Origin of the sequence: Allobosea sp. LjRoot90 (genome assembly GCF_964254315.1) — a bacterium.
In the GTDB taxonomy this organism is placed as follows: domain Bacteria; phylum Pseudomonadota; class Alphaproteobacteria; order Rhizobiales; family Beijerinckiaceae; genus Allobosea.
The window spans coordinates 393,292-407,491 of sequence record NZ_CAXUTF020000004.1 but is presented as its reverse complement, the minus strand read 5'-3'; the positions used below and the strand labels follow the sequence as shown (position 1 = coordinate 407,491).

At 67.3% G+C, this 14,200-nt stretch carries 14 protein-coding genes; 5 read left to right on the top strand and 9 right to left on the bottom strand.

The window, feature by feature from the left end; translation table 11 throughout:
* Positions 1 to 92 precede the first annotated feature (92 nt).
* A complete protein-coding gene (gene ybaL, locus ACSQ3M_RS17365) occupies positions 93 to 1,847 on the top strand; it encodes a YbaL family putative K(+) efflux transporter (RefSeq protein ID WP_436151312.1) in 1,755 nt (584 codons plus the stop codon).
* 5 nt (positions 1,848 to 1,852) lie between these two features.
* Here ybaL and ACSQ3M_RS17360 read toward each other — a convergent pair whose 3' ends face one another.
* The 3 genes from ACSQ3M_RS17360 to ACSQ3M_RS17350 are packed head-to-tail and all read right to left on the bottom strand — an operon-like array spanning position 1,853 to position 4,791.
* Positions 1,853 to 2,788, bottom strand: a complete 936-nt coding sequence (locus ACSQ3M_RS17360; protein ID WP_436151311.1) for a site-specific tyrosine recombinase XerD — start codon at positions 2,786 to 2,788, stop codon at positions 1,853 to 1,855.
* The gene (locus ACSQ3M_RS17355) at positions 2,785 to 2,928 is read right to left on the bottom strand and encodes a histidine kinase (RefSeq protein WP_126115143.1); all 144 of its coding nucleotides are present in this window, start codon (positions 2,926 to 2,928) and stop codon (positions 2,785 to 2,787) included. Before ACSQ3M_RS17355 ends, ACSQ3M_RS17360 begins: the two co-directional genes overlap by 4 nt.
* Positions 2,929 to 2,958: 30 nt before the next feature.
* The gene (locus ACSQ3M_RS17350; RefSeq protein ID WP_436151310.1) at positions 2,959 to 4,791 is read right to left on the bottom strand and encodes an aminodeoxychorismate synthase component I; all 1,833 of its coding nucleotides are present in this window, start codon (positions 4,789 to 4,791) and stop codon (positions 2,959 to 2,961) included.
* 123 nt (positions 4,792 to 4,914) lie between these two features.
* Between ACSQ3M_RS17350 and ACSQ3M_RS17345 the strand changes: the two genes are divergently transcribed.
* From ACSQ3M_RS17345 to ACSQ3M_RS17335, 3 genes are read left to right on the top strand one after another with little or no spacing between them, the layout of a single operon-like run.
* Entirely contained in the window at positions 4,915 to 5,505 is a 591-nt protein-coding gene (locus ACSQ3M_RS17345; protein ID WP_436151309.1) for a shikimate kinase, read from the top strand.
* The gene (gene aroB, locus ACSQ3M_RS17340) at positions 5,502 to 6,650 is read left to right on the top strand and encodes a 3-dehydroquinate synthase (RefSeq protein WP_436151308.1); all 1,149 of its coding nucleotides are present in this window, start codon (positions 5,502 to 5,504) and stop codon (positions 6,648 to 6,650) included. The genes ACSQ3M_RS17345 and aroB overlap by 4 nt, the downstream gene beginning before the upstream one ends.
* A gap of 11 nt (positions 6,651 to 6,661) precedes the next feature.
* The gene (locus tag ACSQ3M_RS17335; protein WP_436151307.1) at positions 6,662 to 7,975 is read left to right on the top strand and encodes an HlyC/CorC family transporter; all 1,314 of its coding nucleotides are present in this window, start codon (positions 6,662 to 6,664) and stop codon (positions 7,973 to 7,975) included.
* A gap of 15 nt (positions 7,976 to 7,990) precedes the next feature.
* Here ACSQ3M_RS17335 and ACSQ3M_RS17330 read toward each other — a convergent pair whose 3' ends face one another.
* The 4 genes from ACSQ3M_RS17330 to ACSQ3M_RS17315 form a co-directional block, all read right to left on the bottom strand.
* Positions 7,991 to 8,548 carry a TetR/AcrR family transcriptional regulator gene (locus ACSQ3M_RS17330; RefSeq protein ID WP_436151306.1) on the bottom strand — a complete coding sequence of 186 codons (558 nt, stop codon included), beginning with the start codon at positions 8,546 to 8,548 and terminating at the stop codon, positions 7,991 to 7,993.
* Positions 8,549 to 8,554: 6 nt separating this feature from the next.
* A complete protein-coding gene (locus ACSQ3M_RS17325; RefSeq protein ID WP_436151305.1) occupies positions 8,555 to 9,028 on the bottom strand; it encodes a DUF1348 family protein in 474 nt (157 codons plus the stop codon).
* Positions 9,029 to 9,116: 88 nt separating this feature from the next.
* A complete protein-coding gene (locus ACSQ3M_RS17320; protein WP_436151304.1) occupies positions 9,117 to 10,289 on the bottom strand; it encodes a calcium:proton antiporter in 1,173 nt (390 codons plus the stop codon).
* Positions 10,290 to 10,426: 137 nt separating this feature from the next.
* The gene (locus tag ACSQ3M_RS17315) at positions 10,427 to 10,810 is read right to left on the bottom strand and encodes a DUF1330 domain-containing protein (RefSeq protein WP_436151303.1); all 384 of its coding nucleotides are present in this window, start codon (positions 10,808 to 10,810) and stop codon (positions 10,427 to 10,429) included.
* Positions 10,811 to 10,908: 98 nt separating this feature from the next.
* On the opposite strand from ACSQ3M_RS17315, the gene ACSQ3M_RS17310 reads away from it, so the two are divergent.
* Entirely contained in the window at positions 10,909 to 11,292 is a 384-nt protein-coding gene (locus tag ACSQ3M_RS17310; protein WP_436151302.1) for a hypothetical protein, read from the top strand.
* 18 nt (positions 11,293 to 11,310) lie between these two features.
* On the opposite strand, the gene ACSQ3M_RS17305 is transcribed toward ACSQ3M_RS17310, so the two are convergent.
* Both ACSQ3M_RS17305 and ACSQ3M_RS17300 read right to left on the bottom strand, forming a co-directional pair.
* Positions 11,311 to 12,288: a TRAP transporter substrate-binding protein gene (locus tag ACSQ3M_RS17305; RefSeq protein WP_436151301.1), complete on the bottom strand. Its 978-nt coding sequence runs from the start codon at positions 12,286 to 12,288 to the stop codon at positions 11,311 to 11,313.
* A gap of 82 nt (positions 12,289 to 12,370) precedes the next feature.
* Complete coding sequence (locus ACSQ3M_RS17300; protein WP_436151300.1) at positions 12,371 to 14,188, bottom strand: glucan ABC transporter ATP-binding protein/ permease; 1,818 nt, start codon at positions 14,186 to 14,188, stop codon at positions 12,371 to 12,373.
* Positions 14,189 to 14,200 lie beyond the last annotated feature (12 nt).

Sequence of the window (14,200 nt, the reverse complement as noted above, 5' to 3'; positions counted from 1 at the left end):
GTATCGTCGGCGCTCCGCCGACAATCACCTGAGGTTGTATCCATCACCCCGCCGCTTATGAGCGGACGGCAGCTCACGGCGCTAGGAGACCCATGCATCACGGCCCATTGATCGCCATCATCGTCATGGGCCTCGGCCTCGCCTTCGTCTTCGGGGCGCTGGCGCACAAATTGAGGGTTTCCCCGCTCGTCGGTTATCTCCTCGCCGGCGTCGCCGTCGGCCCGTTCACTCCGGGTTTCGTCGCCGACCAGGGCCTCGCCAACGACCTCGCTGAAATCGGCGTCATCCTGCTGATGTTCGGCGTCGGCCTGCATTTCTCGCTGAAGGACCTGCTCTCGGTCCGTGCCATCGCGGTACCGGGCGCGCTGGTGCAAATCGCCGTGGCGACATTGCTCGGCCTGGGCCTCGCACTGCTGCTCGGCTGGACCGTGATCGCCGGCCTCGTCTTCGGCCTGGCGCTCTCGGTTGCCAGTACCGTCGTGCTGCTGCGCACCCTGCAGGAGCGCCGCATCGTCCAGACCGAGAAGGGCAAGATCGCCGTCGGCTGGCTGATCGTCGAGGACCTCGCCATGGTCCTGGCACTGGTCATGATCCCGGCGGTCGCCGATGCGCTGAACGGCGGCACCGGCGCCGCTGCCGGAAGCGGCCCCCTGGCCACACGCTTCGATCTCGGCCTCTGGGGCGTGCTCGGCCTGACGCTCGCCAAGGTCGCCGCCTTCGTCGCCTTCATGCTGATCATCGGGCGTCGGCTGATCCCCTGGATTCTGCACTGGGTCGCCCATACCGGCTCGCGAGAGCTCTTCCGCCTCGCCGTGCTCGCGATCGCGCTCGGCGTCGCCTATCTCGCGGCCAGCCTGTTCGGCGTTTCCTTCGCACTCGGCGCCTTCTTCGCCGGCATGATCCTGAGCGAATCGCCACTCAGCCATCGCGCCGCTGAGGAATCGCTACCGCTGCGCGATGCCTTCGCCGTGCTGTTCTTCGTCTCGGTCGGCATGCTGTTCGATCCGGCTATCCTGCTGCGCTCGCCGTTCCCGCTGATCGCCACCATCGCGATCATCCTGTTCGGCAAGACCCTGGCGGCCTGGCTGATCGTGCGCGCCTTCGGCAAGCCCGATTCGGTCGCGCTGACGATTTCGGCCAGCCTGGCCCAGATCGGCGAGTTCTCCTTCATCCTCGCCGGGCTCGGCGTCTCGCTGAAGCTGCTGCCCGAGCAGGGCCGCGACCTGATCCTCGCCGGCGCGATCTTCTCGATCGTGCTCAACCCGCTGCTGTTCAAGCTGGTCGACCGGTTCGCGCCGGCCGAACCCGCGCCTGCAAAGCCCAAGCCGGCGGAGCCGACACCGCACGCCCCGGTTGCCGCGCCGGAACCCGAGCCGGCACCAGTGCCCGAACGCGACATCGCTCCGACCGCACTCACCGACCATATCGTCGTCGTCGGCTATGGCCGCGTCGGCTCGCTGCTCGGCGCCGGCCTCTCGGTCATGGGCGAGAAGCTGCTGGTGATCGAGGACCAGGACGATGGTGTCGCCGCCGCAAGGCGCGACGGCGCCGAGGTGCTCGTCGGCAATGCCGCCGATCCGGAAGTGCTCGCTGCAGCCGGGCTGGCGCAGGCGAAGCGCCTCTTCGTCGCCATTCCCGGCAGCTTCGAGGCCGGCCAGGTCTGCGAGCAGGCCCGCAAGCAGAATCCGGGCCTGCCGATCATCGCGCGCGCCCATTCCGTCGCCGAGGTCGAGCACCTGAAAGAATGTGGCGCCAGCCGCACCATCATGGGCGAGGCCGAGATCGCCCGCGCCATGCTGGCGCTTTGCGGCAAAAAGGGCGAAGAGCCGGCCCCAGCAGCGGCTTGAGCCGGCTAGCTCTCCTCGTCCATCAACGGATGCAGATCGCGCACCATGCTCTTCAGCCGCTCGTCGAGGATGTGGGTGTAGATCTGCGTCGTCGCGATGTCGGCATGGCCGAGCAGCTCCTGCACGACGCGCAGGTCCGCACCATTCTGCAGGAGATGGCTGGCGAAGGCATGGCGCAGCACATGCGGCGAAACCTTCGCCGGCGACAGGCCCGCCGCTGCTGCCAGTGATTTGAGATCGCGCCCGAAGGCCTGACGAGTCAGGTGCCCGCTTTCCCCATCTGAGGGAAAGAGCCAGCGTCCCTCGGCTGCGCCCTGCTCGCGCAACAGGGCGAGATGCGCCACGGCCGCCACGCGCGCCGCCTCGTTCAGCGGCACCAGCCGGTCCTTGTCGCCCTTGCCGCGCACGACCAGGAAGCGCTCGCGCGTGGTCGCGGCCGAGAGCGGCAGCGCGATCAGCTCGGAGACGCGCAGGCCAGTGGCGTAGAGCATCTCGATCAGGCAGCGCATCCTGACGCTGCGGGCCCGCGCCGCCGGTGATTGCTCCGCCTGTTCCGCCATCTGCTGCGCCGTGCCGATCAGCCGATCGACCTCGGCTACGCTGAGCACCTTCGGCAGCGGCCGGCCGAGCCGCGGCCCCTCGATCGCCGCGGTCGGATCACCTCCCGCTAGGCCCTCCGTGTAGAGGAAGCGGTGGAATTGCCGGACAGCAGAGAGCCGGCGCGCCGCCGAGGACGCTTTCAGCCCGCGCTCCGACAACTCGACGAGATAGGCGCGGACATCGTCCGCCGTGATCGCGGCCGGCCCGCCCTGGCTGGCGGCGAAGCCGAGATAATCCTCGAGATCGCGCTCATAGGCTTCGAGCGTGTTCTTGGCGGCGCCGCGCTCGGCCGCCAGCATGTCGAGGAAGCCGTTCAGCCAGGCGCGCGCCTGCTTGCTCATTTCTGCAGCTTCGAGGGCGGCACGACCTCGACCATCTCGCGCGGCTCCGGCTGCACGAAGGTGACCAGCGCGATCATGCCGCCATAGATCAACCCCGCGATGACAGCGAGAAACGTCAGGAACTTGAACAGCGTCGGCACGGCCGGCGATTCCCCCTGCACCCCACCCGGTTATTCCTGATCGGTGGGGCAGGACGCAAGCAGAGAACCCGCGAGTCGCGCGATCTGGAGTCCGCGCAGGCTGTTGCCGACGAACCAGCGCTCCGCTTGCTTCAGGTCTTCGAGACGCAAAGGCGCCTCGCGCGCTATGCCGGTTTCGATGAGTTCGCGGCGCAGCACGCCGGGCAAGAGGCCATGCTCCAGCGGCGGCGTCAGCAACACGCCATCGCGCTCGACGAAGATGTTGCTGCGGCTGGTCTCGGTGACGAAACCCTGCCGGTTCAGGAGGAGCGCATCGTCGCAGCCTTGCGCCACCGCATCCGTGAAAGCCCGCTCATAGAGCGCCCGGCGCGTGGTCTTGTGGCGCAGGAACGGGTCGCCAGCGTCGACCCGTTGCCCAGCCAGCGCAATGCGAACCGAGCCATCCGCCGCGACCGGCATCGCTGCCGTGATGATCTGGAGCGTGCCGTCGCGATGCAGTTCACAGCGTACCCGCCGATCTTTCCCGGCGGGGAACGACGCCTCAACCTCACCCAGCTGCCCGAGCGCCTGCTCCCGATCGAACCGGAAGCCAAGCGCCGCCGCCGACGCGGCCAGACGCTCGAGATGCAAGGGCAGCCGGACATAGCCGCCCGACCAGCGCAGCGCCTCGATCAGTCCATAATCCCCGCCGAGGTCGGTCAGCACCCGCGCCTTCAGCCGGCACTCGGCATATTCTTCGACGGGCGTGGAATCGACGACGATGCCACCGCCGACACCGTAGACGCCCTCACCGCCCGGCAGCAGCGTCGCGGTCCGGATCGCGACATTGAAATTGAGATCACCATTCGGTGCGATCATGCCGATCGAGCCGGTATAGATCTCGCGCGGCGCGGTTTCGAGCTCGCGGATGATCTCCATCGCCCGCAGCTTCGGTGCACCTGTGACCGATCCGCAAGGGAACAGCGCCTGCATCTGCTCCAGCAGCGACAGACCCGGCCGCAGCTGGCTCGTCACCGTCGAGGTCAGCGTGTGGAAACCGGGATAGGTCTCGACGCTGAACAGCGCCGGCACCGCGACGGAGCCGGTTTCGCTGACCCGGCTCAGGTCGTTGCGCAAGAGGTCGACGATCATCAGGTTCTCGGCCTGCTGCTTCGGATCGGCACGCAAAGCCGCCTTCGCCGCCTCGTCAGCCTCGGCACCGACGCCGCGCGCCGCCGTCCCCTTCATCGGCCGGGTGATGGCGCACCCGCCCGATGTCTCGATGAACAGCTCGGGTGAGACCGACAGGATGCTCGCTTCACCCGTCGCGACGATGCCACCATGCGCGACCGGCTGGCTCGCCCTGAGCGCCCCATAGAGCGCGAGCGGATCGCCGCGATAGCGGAAGCAGATCGGGAAGGTCAGGTTGACCTGATAGGCGTCGCCGGCATGGAGATAGTCGAGCACGCGCTGCACGGCTTCGGCATGGCCGGCCTCGTCCAGGCCGAACGCCAGCGCCTCCAGCGGCGGCGGGCACAGCTCCGCGAAAACCTGATCGAGTGCTGCCGGTGCAATGCTGCGCGGCGCCTCGAACAGCCCGAACCAGAGCAAGGGCAGCTGCCGTTCCGTCGGCAATAGCGCGATGAGACGCGGCTCGAAGGCATAGCCCAGCTCATAGGAGAAGAAGCCGGCCACATAGAGGCCCCGCGCCAACCCCGCCTCGATACGGGCGAAGGCATTGGCAATTTCAGAAGGCTCGGTAGCCTGCACGATCTCCACAAGATCGGCGAAGAGCAGCGCCTGCCCTGCCCCGCCGCGATCCTCCAGCAGCACGAAGGGCGGCCGCAGCGCAGCGATCCCGCTATCCTCTCCTGCCGTCGGCATCATGCGCCCCACCATCCCGTCGCGGCGCTACAAGCCCGGCTTGGGAGCCCTGGTCAACCGCTGCGCGCGGGACGTGGCGGCGCTGCGATCCTCATGCTAGAGCGGGCGAGAGGAATTCTTTCGATGACGATGGCGGAAACGATCGAACAGGTGGACCGGGTCGCCCTGCGCGCTGCGCTTGGGGCGCGGGCGGTGGTACTGGTAGGCATGATGGGCTCGGGCAAGAGCTCCGTCGGCAAGCGCTTGGGCGCCCGCCTCGGTCTGCCCTTCGTCGATGCCGACACCGAGATCGAGACCGCCGCCGGCATGACGATCCCGGAGATTTTCGCCCAGCGCGGCGAAAGCGAATTCCGTGACGGCGAGCGCCGGGTCATCTCCCGCATCCTGGCGACGCGCGCCCCGCTCGTACTGGCGACCGGCGGCGGCGCCTTCATGAACGCCGACACCCGCGCCCGCATCGCCGAGCTCGGCCTCTCGATCTGGCTGAAAGCCGAGTTCGACGTGCTGATGCGCCGCGTCCGCAAGCGCAGCAACCGTCCTTTGCTCCAGACCACCGACCCGGAGGCGACCATGCACCGGATGCTGGCCGAGCGTGAGCCGGTCTATGCGCTTGCCGACATCACGCTGATCTCGCGCGATGACCCGCACGAAATCGTCGTCGAGGATGCGATGGCAGCGCTCGACCGCCGGCTGCGCGAGGAGGGCTTGCGATGAGCGCCCTGAAGGCCTCCGAGGCGGCGGCTGCGGCACGGATCGTCGTGCCGGTCGCATTGGCCGAGCGCTCCTATGACATCCTGATCGGCCGCCATCAGCTCTGCGAGGCCGCCGGGATGATCGCCGCCTTGAGTCCCGGCGCTCGCGCTGCCATCGTCACCGACGAGAACCTCGCCACCCTGCACGCGCCGGCGCTCGAGACCTGCCTGCATCAGGCCGGTGTCGCCACGACGCGCCTGATCATTCCGCCGGGCGAGGCTTCCAAATCCTATGCCCGCTTCATCGAGCTCTGCGACGGGCTGCTTGCCGCCAAGATCGAGCGCAACGACCTCGTCATCGCCCTCGGCGGCGGCGTCGTCGGCGACCTCTCCGGTTTCGCCGCCTCGGTGCTGCGCCGCGGCGTGCGCCTCGTCCAGATCCCGACCAGCCTGCTCGCCCAGGTCGATTCCTCTGTCGGCGGTAAGACCGGCATCAACTCCAGCCATGGCAAGAACCTGATCGGCGCCTTCCACCAGCCGGCGCTGGTGATCTGCGACACCGCTTTGCTCGACACGCTGAGCGAGCGCGAGTTCAAGGCCGGCTATGCCGAGGTGGTGAAATACGGGCTGATCGACGATGCTGCCTTTTTCGACTGGTGCGAGGTCAACTGGCGCCGCGTCATGGCCGGTGGGCCCGAGCGCGACCATGCCGTCGCGACCGCCTGCCGGGCCAAGGCCGCCGTCGTGGCGCGTGATGAGCGCGAAGATGGCGACCGGGCGCTGCTCAATCTCGGCCATACCTTCGCCCATGCGCTGGAGCGCCTGACCCGTTACGATTCCACCCGGCTCGTCCACGGCGAAGCCGTCGCGATCGGGCTCTGCCTTGCCTTCCGCTTCTCGCAGCGGCTCGGCCTCTGCCCCGGGCAGGACGCCGGCCGTGTCGCCGCCCACCTCACGGCCGTCGGCCTGCCGACCCGCCTGCAGGACGTCCCCGGCGGCACCGGCACGGCCGCCGAGATCGTCGAGGCGATGACCCAGGACAAGAAGGTCAAGCGCGGCGCGCTGACTTTCATCCTGGCGCATGGCATCGGCAGGAGTTTCATCGCACCCGGCGTCACCGCCGAGACGGTGGGGGACTTCATCGAGAGTGAACTCGCGGGGACCTGAGCGCTTCCTCCATGGTCGCCATTCCGCATCTCGATCCCTGGCTCGCCCTCGCCGTTGTCGCGCTCGGCGTGCTGCTGACCGGCTTCCTGGCCGCGGCCGATGCGGCGCTCCACGCGATCTCCCGGGCAAGGCTCGCTGCCCAGGAGAAGGCGGGCAGTCGCCGCGCCGCCATCGCGCTGCGCGTCCTCGACGATCGCGAGCGCCTGAGCGGCGTGTTCCTGCTGGCACGAACCCTGGTAAAGACCGCAACGGCGAGCTTTGCCGCCTATGCGGCGCTGGCCTCCTTCGGCGCCGGGGGCGCAGCCGGCCTTGCGATCGCAGTCGCGCTGATCATCGTCGTGCTCGGGGAACTGGCGCCGCGGATGGCGGCTGTCGCCGACCCCGAACGCATGGCGCTCAAGCTGGTGCGCCCGGTAGCTCGGCTACTCGCCGTGTTCGGCCCGCCAGTGCGGTTGATGCAATGGTTCGCGCGCCGCGTGCTCGGCCTGTTCGGCTTGCGGATCGATTCGCAGCGCCCGGTGCTGGCCATCGACGAGATCCTGCGCGACCAGGTCGAGCTGATGCGTCAGGGCGGTATGGTCGAGAAGGCCGATGGCGACATGGTCAGCGGGCTGCTCGACCTGAAGCAACTCGAAGTCGCCGACGTGATGATCCATCGCACCAAGATGCGCACGATCAATCTCGACCTCGGCCCGGAGACGATCGTCCGCGAGGTGCTCGCCTCGCCCTATACCCGGATGCCGCTCTGGCGCGACAAGCCGGAGAACATCGTCGGCATCCTGCACGCCAAGGACCTGCTGCGCGCGCTCGATGCCGCCGGCGGCGACGCCGGCAAGCTCGATGTCGCGGGAATCGCGTTCGCGCCCTGGTTTGTGCCGGTCAACACGCCCCTGCCCGAGCAGCTCAAGGGCTTCCTCGCCCGCAAGACGCATTTCGCGCTGGTGGTCGACGAATATGGCGAGGTGATGGGGCTGGTGACGCTCGAGGACATCCTCGAGGAGATCGTCGGCGATATCCACGACGAGCACGACGTCGCCGTGCCCGGCCTGCGCCAGCAGCCGGACGGCGCGGTCATCGTCGATGGTGGCGTGCCGATCCGCGACCTCAACCGGGCGATGGACTGGCAGTTGCCGGATGCGGAGGCGACGACCATCGCCGGCCTCGTCATCCACGAGGCGCGCGCCATCCCCGATGCCGGCCAGGCCTTCACCTTCCACGGCTTCCGCTTCGAGGTGATGCGCAAGAGCCGCAACCGGCTCACTGCGCTCCGGATCGCGCCGGCCGGCAACGGCACACACGAGCAAGAGCCCGCGACCGCCGCGTGATCGCGGCCGGATCGCTCAGCCTGCGGGCTGCAGCTTGAGGCGCAGCCTTGCGAGCAGCCTTGTGAAAACGCCGGCCTCGTCGCGAGCCCGCGCCAGGACGAGACCTCCCTGGATCAAGGCCAGGATTTCTTCCGCGAGCCCGTCCGGATCGGCATGGCCGTTGCGGGCGAGCGCGCCGGCAAGCGCATCCTGCCAGGCGGCGAAATAACCGGCGATCTGCGCGGCGAAGCGCTCGCGGGAATCGGCCAAGGCCAGCGCCCCGACCAGGCAGATGCGCCTGCCCGAGCGGAAATAGCTGTCGACGGCGACGAGCATCGCCTCGATCGCAGCCGCAGCATCGTCGTCCTCGCGCAGCGGCCGGAACACCTCGCTCTCGAACCAGCCATCGATCTCGTCGAGCACAGCCTTCGCCATCTCCTCCTTCCCGCCCGGGAAGAAGTGATAGAGGCTGCCCTTGCCGAGCCCGGTGCGCGCGCCGATCACGGACAGGCTCGCCGCCTCGAAACCGTGATCGCGGAAGACCTCGCCGAGCACCGGCAGCAGATCGGCCCGCTCATTGATATGTCTTGCCATCCGCCCTTATAGGCCGAGATCGCTGAGGCCGGGATGATCGGCCGGCCGCGGGCCGCAGGCATCCCAATGGAACTTCCGGGCCGATTCCGCGATCGGCAGGTCGTTGATGCTGGCATGGCGGCGGGCCATCAGGCCGTTCTCGGCGAATTCCCAATTCTCGTTGCCATAGGAGCGGTACCACTCCCCGGAATCGTCGCGCCACTCATAGGCGAAGCGCACGGCGATGCGATTCCCGGCGAAGGCCCAGAGTTCCTTGATCAGCCGGTAGTCGAGTTCGCGCTGCCATTTGCGGGTGAGGAAGGCTTCGATCGCGGCTCGGCCCTGGAAGATCTCAGCCCGGTTCCGCCAGCGCGAATCCTCAGTATAGGCCAGCGCGACCCGCGCCGGACCGCGCCCGTTCCAGCCATCCTCCGCGGCGCGGACCTTCAGGATCGCCGTGTCCTCGTTGAATGGCGGAAAGGGAGGCCTCGCTTCGCTCACGGCAAATCTCCTGTACCAATCGGTAAAGACTGGACCAATTGGTACAGACAAGACTCTGCCCCGTCAACGCCGCCGCCAAGCCTCGTCGTCAGGGACTGAACACCAGCACCAGGAAGACGAAGAACACCGAGAGATGGACCGCGCCCTCCAGCATGGTGGTGCGCGTGCCGGTGAAGGTCAGCGTCGAGAGCAGCAGCGTCATCGCCAGGATGACCATGTTGGTGCCGGACAGGCCGAGCACCACCGGCTGGCCAGTGATCAGCCCGATCACGAGGACCGCCGGCACCGTCAGCCCGAGCGTCGAGGCAGCGGCTCCGAGGCAAAGGTTGATCGCCCGCTGCAGTTGGTTGGTGGTGATGGCGCGCAGCGCCGCGATGCATTCGGGCGTGAACACCACCATCGCGATCAGGATGCCGCCGAGCGCGACCGGGGCGCCGAGGCTCGCGATCCCGAAATCCAGCACGGTTGCCAGACTCTTCGCCAGGATCACGATCGGCAGGATATTCAGGAGCAGCAGGATGACATGGGACCGGGTCGAGCCTGCCGATGTCACATGAGGTGTCTCCTCGGCCGGACCAGGATCGGGCGTGGGCTGCGATGCCGAGCCGGTCTCCGATTGCATCTTGCCCCGGATATAGGCTGCCCCGTACGGCATGTTTGATTCACCCGCCGGCTCCTGGAAGAAGACGCTGTGCCGGCCCGTCTGCAGGATCAGGAAGGCGCCATAGAGCAGAAGGGTGAAGAGCGAGAATGCGATCGACTGGAAGGTCGTCAGCGTGCCGTCGGCGGTCGACGTCGTGAAGTTCGGCAGCACCAGCGGGATCAGCGTGAGCGGAATGATCACCGCCAGATAGGCCGAGGCGCCCTTGAGATTGTAGCCCTGCGAGAAATGCCTGAGGCCGCCCAGCAGCAAGCCGATGCCGACCACGCCGTTGAGTACGATCATCAGCACCGCGAACATGGTGTCACGGCCGAGCGTCGGCGCGCCCTTGGCGCCGAGCATGACCGCCGAGATCAACGCCACCTCGATGATGACGATCGAGAGCGTCAGAATCAGCGTGCCATAGGGCTCACCCAGCCGATGCGCCAGCTCCTCGGCCTCGTGCACCACGCCGAAGGCTGCCCAGACGATCACGCCGAGCAGCCAGGCGAAGATGAGCAGGGACGGAACGGGAGCTCCGAGTTGCCCCAGCAGCGCGCTGCCAAACAACTGAAAGGCTAAGACCGAAGCCCAGGCGCAGGCAAGGCGGGCGATCATCATGTCTGGCAATGGGTCCGTCAGTGAAAGGATATCGGCGAGTACACGCCGAAAATGATCTCACAACGGCACGGCCGTGACACGCAATTGTTGCCCTCAATCTCGGTGGCGCTCGGGAAAACGAAGCAGCTGCCCGAAGCTCAGCCCAGCTTCGCCAGGAAATCGGTCGCCCTGTAGCTCTCCGGCACGCCCTCGACGATGATCGCGGCGCTGCGCGAATTGCGCGTCCTCAACGGCAGGATCGCCTGATAGGCCGGCGAAGCGTACCAGCCATGGGCGGCGGCGAGATCCGGAAAGGCGATGACGACGAGATCTCCTTCCCAAGGCCCCTCCATCACCTCCGGTGTCACGCCATGGATCAGGAAGCGACCGCCGAAGGGCGTGAGGGTCTCGTCGATCAGGCGGATGTAGTCGACGATCTCGGTGTTCACGTCGACGTCGCGAAGATGGGCGATGGCGTAGGCGGTCATGATGTTCTCCTCGATCACGGCGCGGCCGATGCAGCCGGTGTCGCGAAGGACCATGCCCGTCGAGGCGCCGCGGGTCGATTACGCGGCGGGTAATCGAAACCGAGCGCCGCAGGCTCCGTAAAGCTGCCACAAAGCAGCACGAAACCCTGACGATGATTATGCTCGGCTTGCGTCCCGCTCTCCCTGCACTGCTCGTCGTCGCCGCGGCGCTGGCTCAGCCGACAGCGCTAAGCGCCCAGCCGGAGCCGACCTTTCGTGCGAGCTGCGCCGAGTTGCGCGGCGCATTGAAAACATTGGCCGGCCGGGACGGCGAACTCATCACGATCCAGGTCGAAGGGCCGCTGACCATGGTCAAGACAGGCGCAGGCCTGACCTATCTCGGCCTGTGCCAGGCGCCGGACCCGCAGGTGCTCTGCGTCACCTACGACGATAACGGGCGCAAAGCCGGCGAGCGCGTCGTCGTCAGCGGCAGCTGGGAGCAGGTCGGGCCCGACCATGTCAAACTCGATCCTTGCCTGCATCACCCTCCGGACTAGGAGCGTGGCGACCGCATCTCAGCGTTTCGCGAAGGCGTCGAGGATGGCTGCACCCTCCGGGCCAGCCTTGGTACGCCACTCATCAACGGCCGCTTTTCCCGCCACCGCGAGCCGCTGCGTCAGATCCGCCGGCAGATCGGCATGGATGATCACGCCATTGGCGCGCATGCGGGCATAGTTCTCGTCGAGCCGCGTCCTGATTGCGCTCCACTGCCGCCGCTCGGTCTCGGCTGCCGCCTCGTCGACAACCTGCCTCAGATCGGCCGGCAGGGCATCGTAAGCAGCAATGCCGACCGTCGCCAGCGAGATCGGCAGGGCGTAGTTCACCTCGCTGAAATGCGGCAGGAACTGCCAGAGATTGCGCCCCGCGCCACCATCTCCCGACGACAACACCGCCGTGACCGAGCCGTCCTTCACCTTCGGCATCGCGTCGGCAAAGGACAGGTTGACCGCCTTGGCGCCGGCATTGGTCATCACCGTTGTCGAAGTCGCGTCATAGGTGCGGATCGACAGGCCGGCGAGGTCCTTCGCCGAGGTCACCACCTCTTTCGACCAGATGCCGGAGGCCGGCCAGGGCGTGGTGTAGAGAATGCGCTGCCCATAGCCTGCAAAAACCTTGGCGTAGGTCGGCTTCGCGAGATCGGTCAGGCGTTTGGCATCATCGATCGAGGTTGCGAGAAAGGGCAGCGAAGACAGCCCGAAGAGCGGATGCACGGAACCGAGCGCCCCGGCGAAGGCGTCGCCAGCGGCGACCTTCCCCTCCTGGATCGCAGCAACCATGCCCGCCGACTTAATCCCCTTCGCCGCGTCGAAGCTCGGAATGATCGTGAGCCGCCCGCCCGCGCGCTCGTTCACCAGCCGCGCAAAGGTCGCGACGCCTTCGCCGGGAATGGCGCTCGCCGGATATTCGGTCGGCATCTCCCAGACCGTCTGGGCGAAGGCGGGCGCGAACGACAGGCTCAGGGTCAATGCGGCAGCGGGCATAAGGCGGCGCATGCACAGGTCTCCCTATTGATCGAACGGCAGCAAAGCTTGCTCCCGGACAGCGAGATCGGAGCAGGCATGGGCTGCTCCGCTGTCAAGCACCAGGCAGCTTCTGTGCCAGCGGGCTGGCCTCGCTGTCCGCCAGCGTCTGGGCCGGCTTGTCGGTCACCAGATACTGCGCCCGCGCCAGCGCCGCGAAGCGCCCGCCCTTGGCGACGAGCTCCTCGAAGGAGCCCATCTCGATCACCTGGCCCTGCTCGAACACGAGGATACGGTCAGCGTTGCGGATGGTGGCGAGGCGGTGGGCGATGACGAAGGTGGTGCGGTCCTTCATCACCTCGTCGAGAGCCTTTTGCAGTTTCACTTCAGTGGCTGCATCGAGGGCCGAGGTCGCCTCGTCGAGGATCAGGATCGGCGGGTTCTTCAGGAGTGCGCGCGCGATCGAGAGGCGCTGGCGCTCACCGCCGGAGAGCGTGCGGCCACGCTCGCCGACGAGCGTGTCGAGCCCGTCGCTCTGGCGCGCCATCACCTCGGTGGCCTGGGCCCGATCGAGCGCCTCGATCATCTCGGCATCGGTCGCGTCCGGCTTGCCGACGGTCAGATTCTCGCGGATCGAGCGCGCGAACAGCATCGGCTCCTGGAAGACCACGCCGATGTTCCGGCGCAGCGAGAGCAGCGAGATTTCGCGGATATCGCGCCCGTCAGCGAGAATGCGGCCCGATTGCGGGTCGAAGGCGCGGTGCAGCAGGCCGAGCGTGGTCGACTTGCCCGATCCGGTCGAGCCGACGATGGCGATGGTCTCGCCGGGCTTCACCTCGAAGGAGACGTCGGCGACGGCGGCGCGCTTGCCGTCATAGGAGAACGAGACGTTGTCGAAGGCGATGGCGCCTTCGAGGCGACCGGCATCGGGCGCGCCGGCGACGTCGCGCACCGCCGGCAGGGTGTCGAGCACCTCGAAGAACTCGCGCATCTTCGGCGCCTGCATGAAGATGAAGTTGACGAAGGAGACGATCTGCTCGAGCCGGCCGACCAACATGGTGGCAAAGCCCATGAAGGTGACGATCTCGCCAACCGTGGTCAGCCCCTGCATCAAGAGCCAGGCGCCGACGACGAAGATCGAAAGCACCGTCAGCGTCGCCGAGGCGCGGGTCGCCACGGTCGCGATCGCCCACCAGGTCAGCACCGGCAGCTGAGCGTCCAGCAGGTTCGCGATGGTGCTGCGCAGGCCGCGCACCTCCGCCTCGATCCGGGTGAAGCTCTGGATCACCGGCACGTTGCCGAGCGCGTCGGAGGCCCGCTCGGCAAGATTGGAGTGGTAGCCCTCGACATTGCTCTGCAGCTTGTCGGTCTTGCGCAGGACCAGCGCCGTCAGCGAGCCGAACAGCACGACGAGGAAGATGAGCAGCAGGCCGAGCTGCCAGTTCTTCCAGAGCGTGAACGGCAGCAGGATGAACAGCGCGACGAAGCTGGCGCAATGCTCGCGGAAGAAGGAGAGCCACAGCGCCCACATGCCGCTGGTGCCTTCCAGCATCACCTTGAGCACGCGGCCGGAATGGGTCTGCGTGTGATAGGCGAGCGGCAGAGTCAGGGCGTGTTCGAAATAATCGGCCATCACGGCGAGCCGGCGGCGATGCGCCAGCCGATCGGAATGCAACGCCACGAAGACGCCGGCCCCGATGTTGAACAGGCCGAAGCCGACCCAGGCCGCGATCAGCGTGTTGATGTCGCTCCAGCTCGGCCGGTTGCCAGTGCCCTGGACGGTCGTCAGCTTGTCGATCAGCGCGCCGAACAGCATCGGCTCGGCGAAGGCAGCGGCCGCCAGCGCGATATTGGCGAATGCGAGGATGAGCCCGAGGCGCCGTTCCGGGCCGAGCTCGCCGAGAACGCGGGCGTAGATCGCAAGCAAAGACATCGTGCAGCAGCT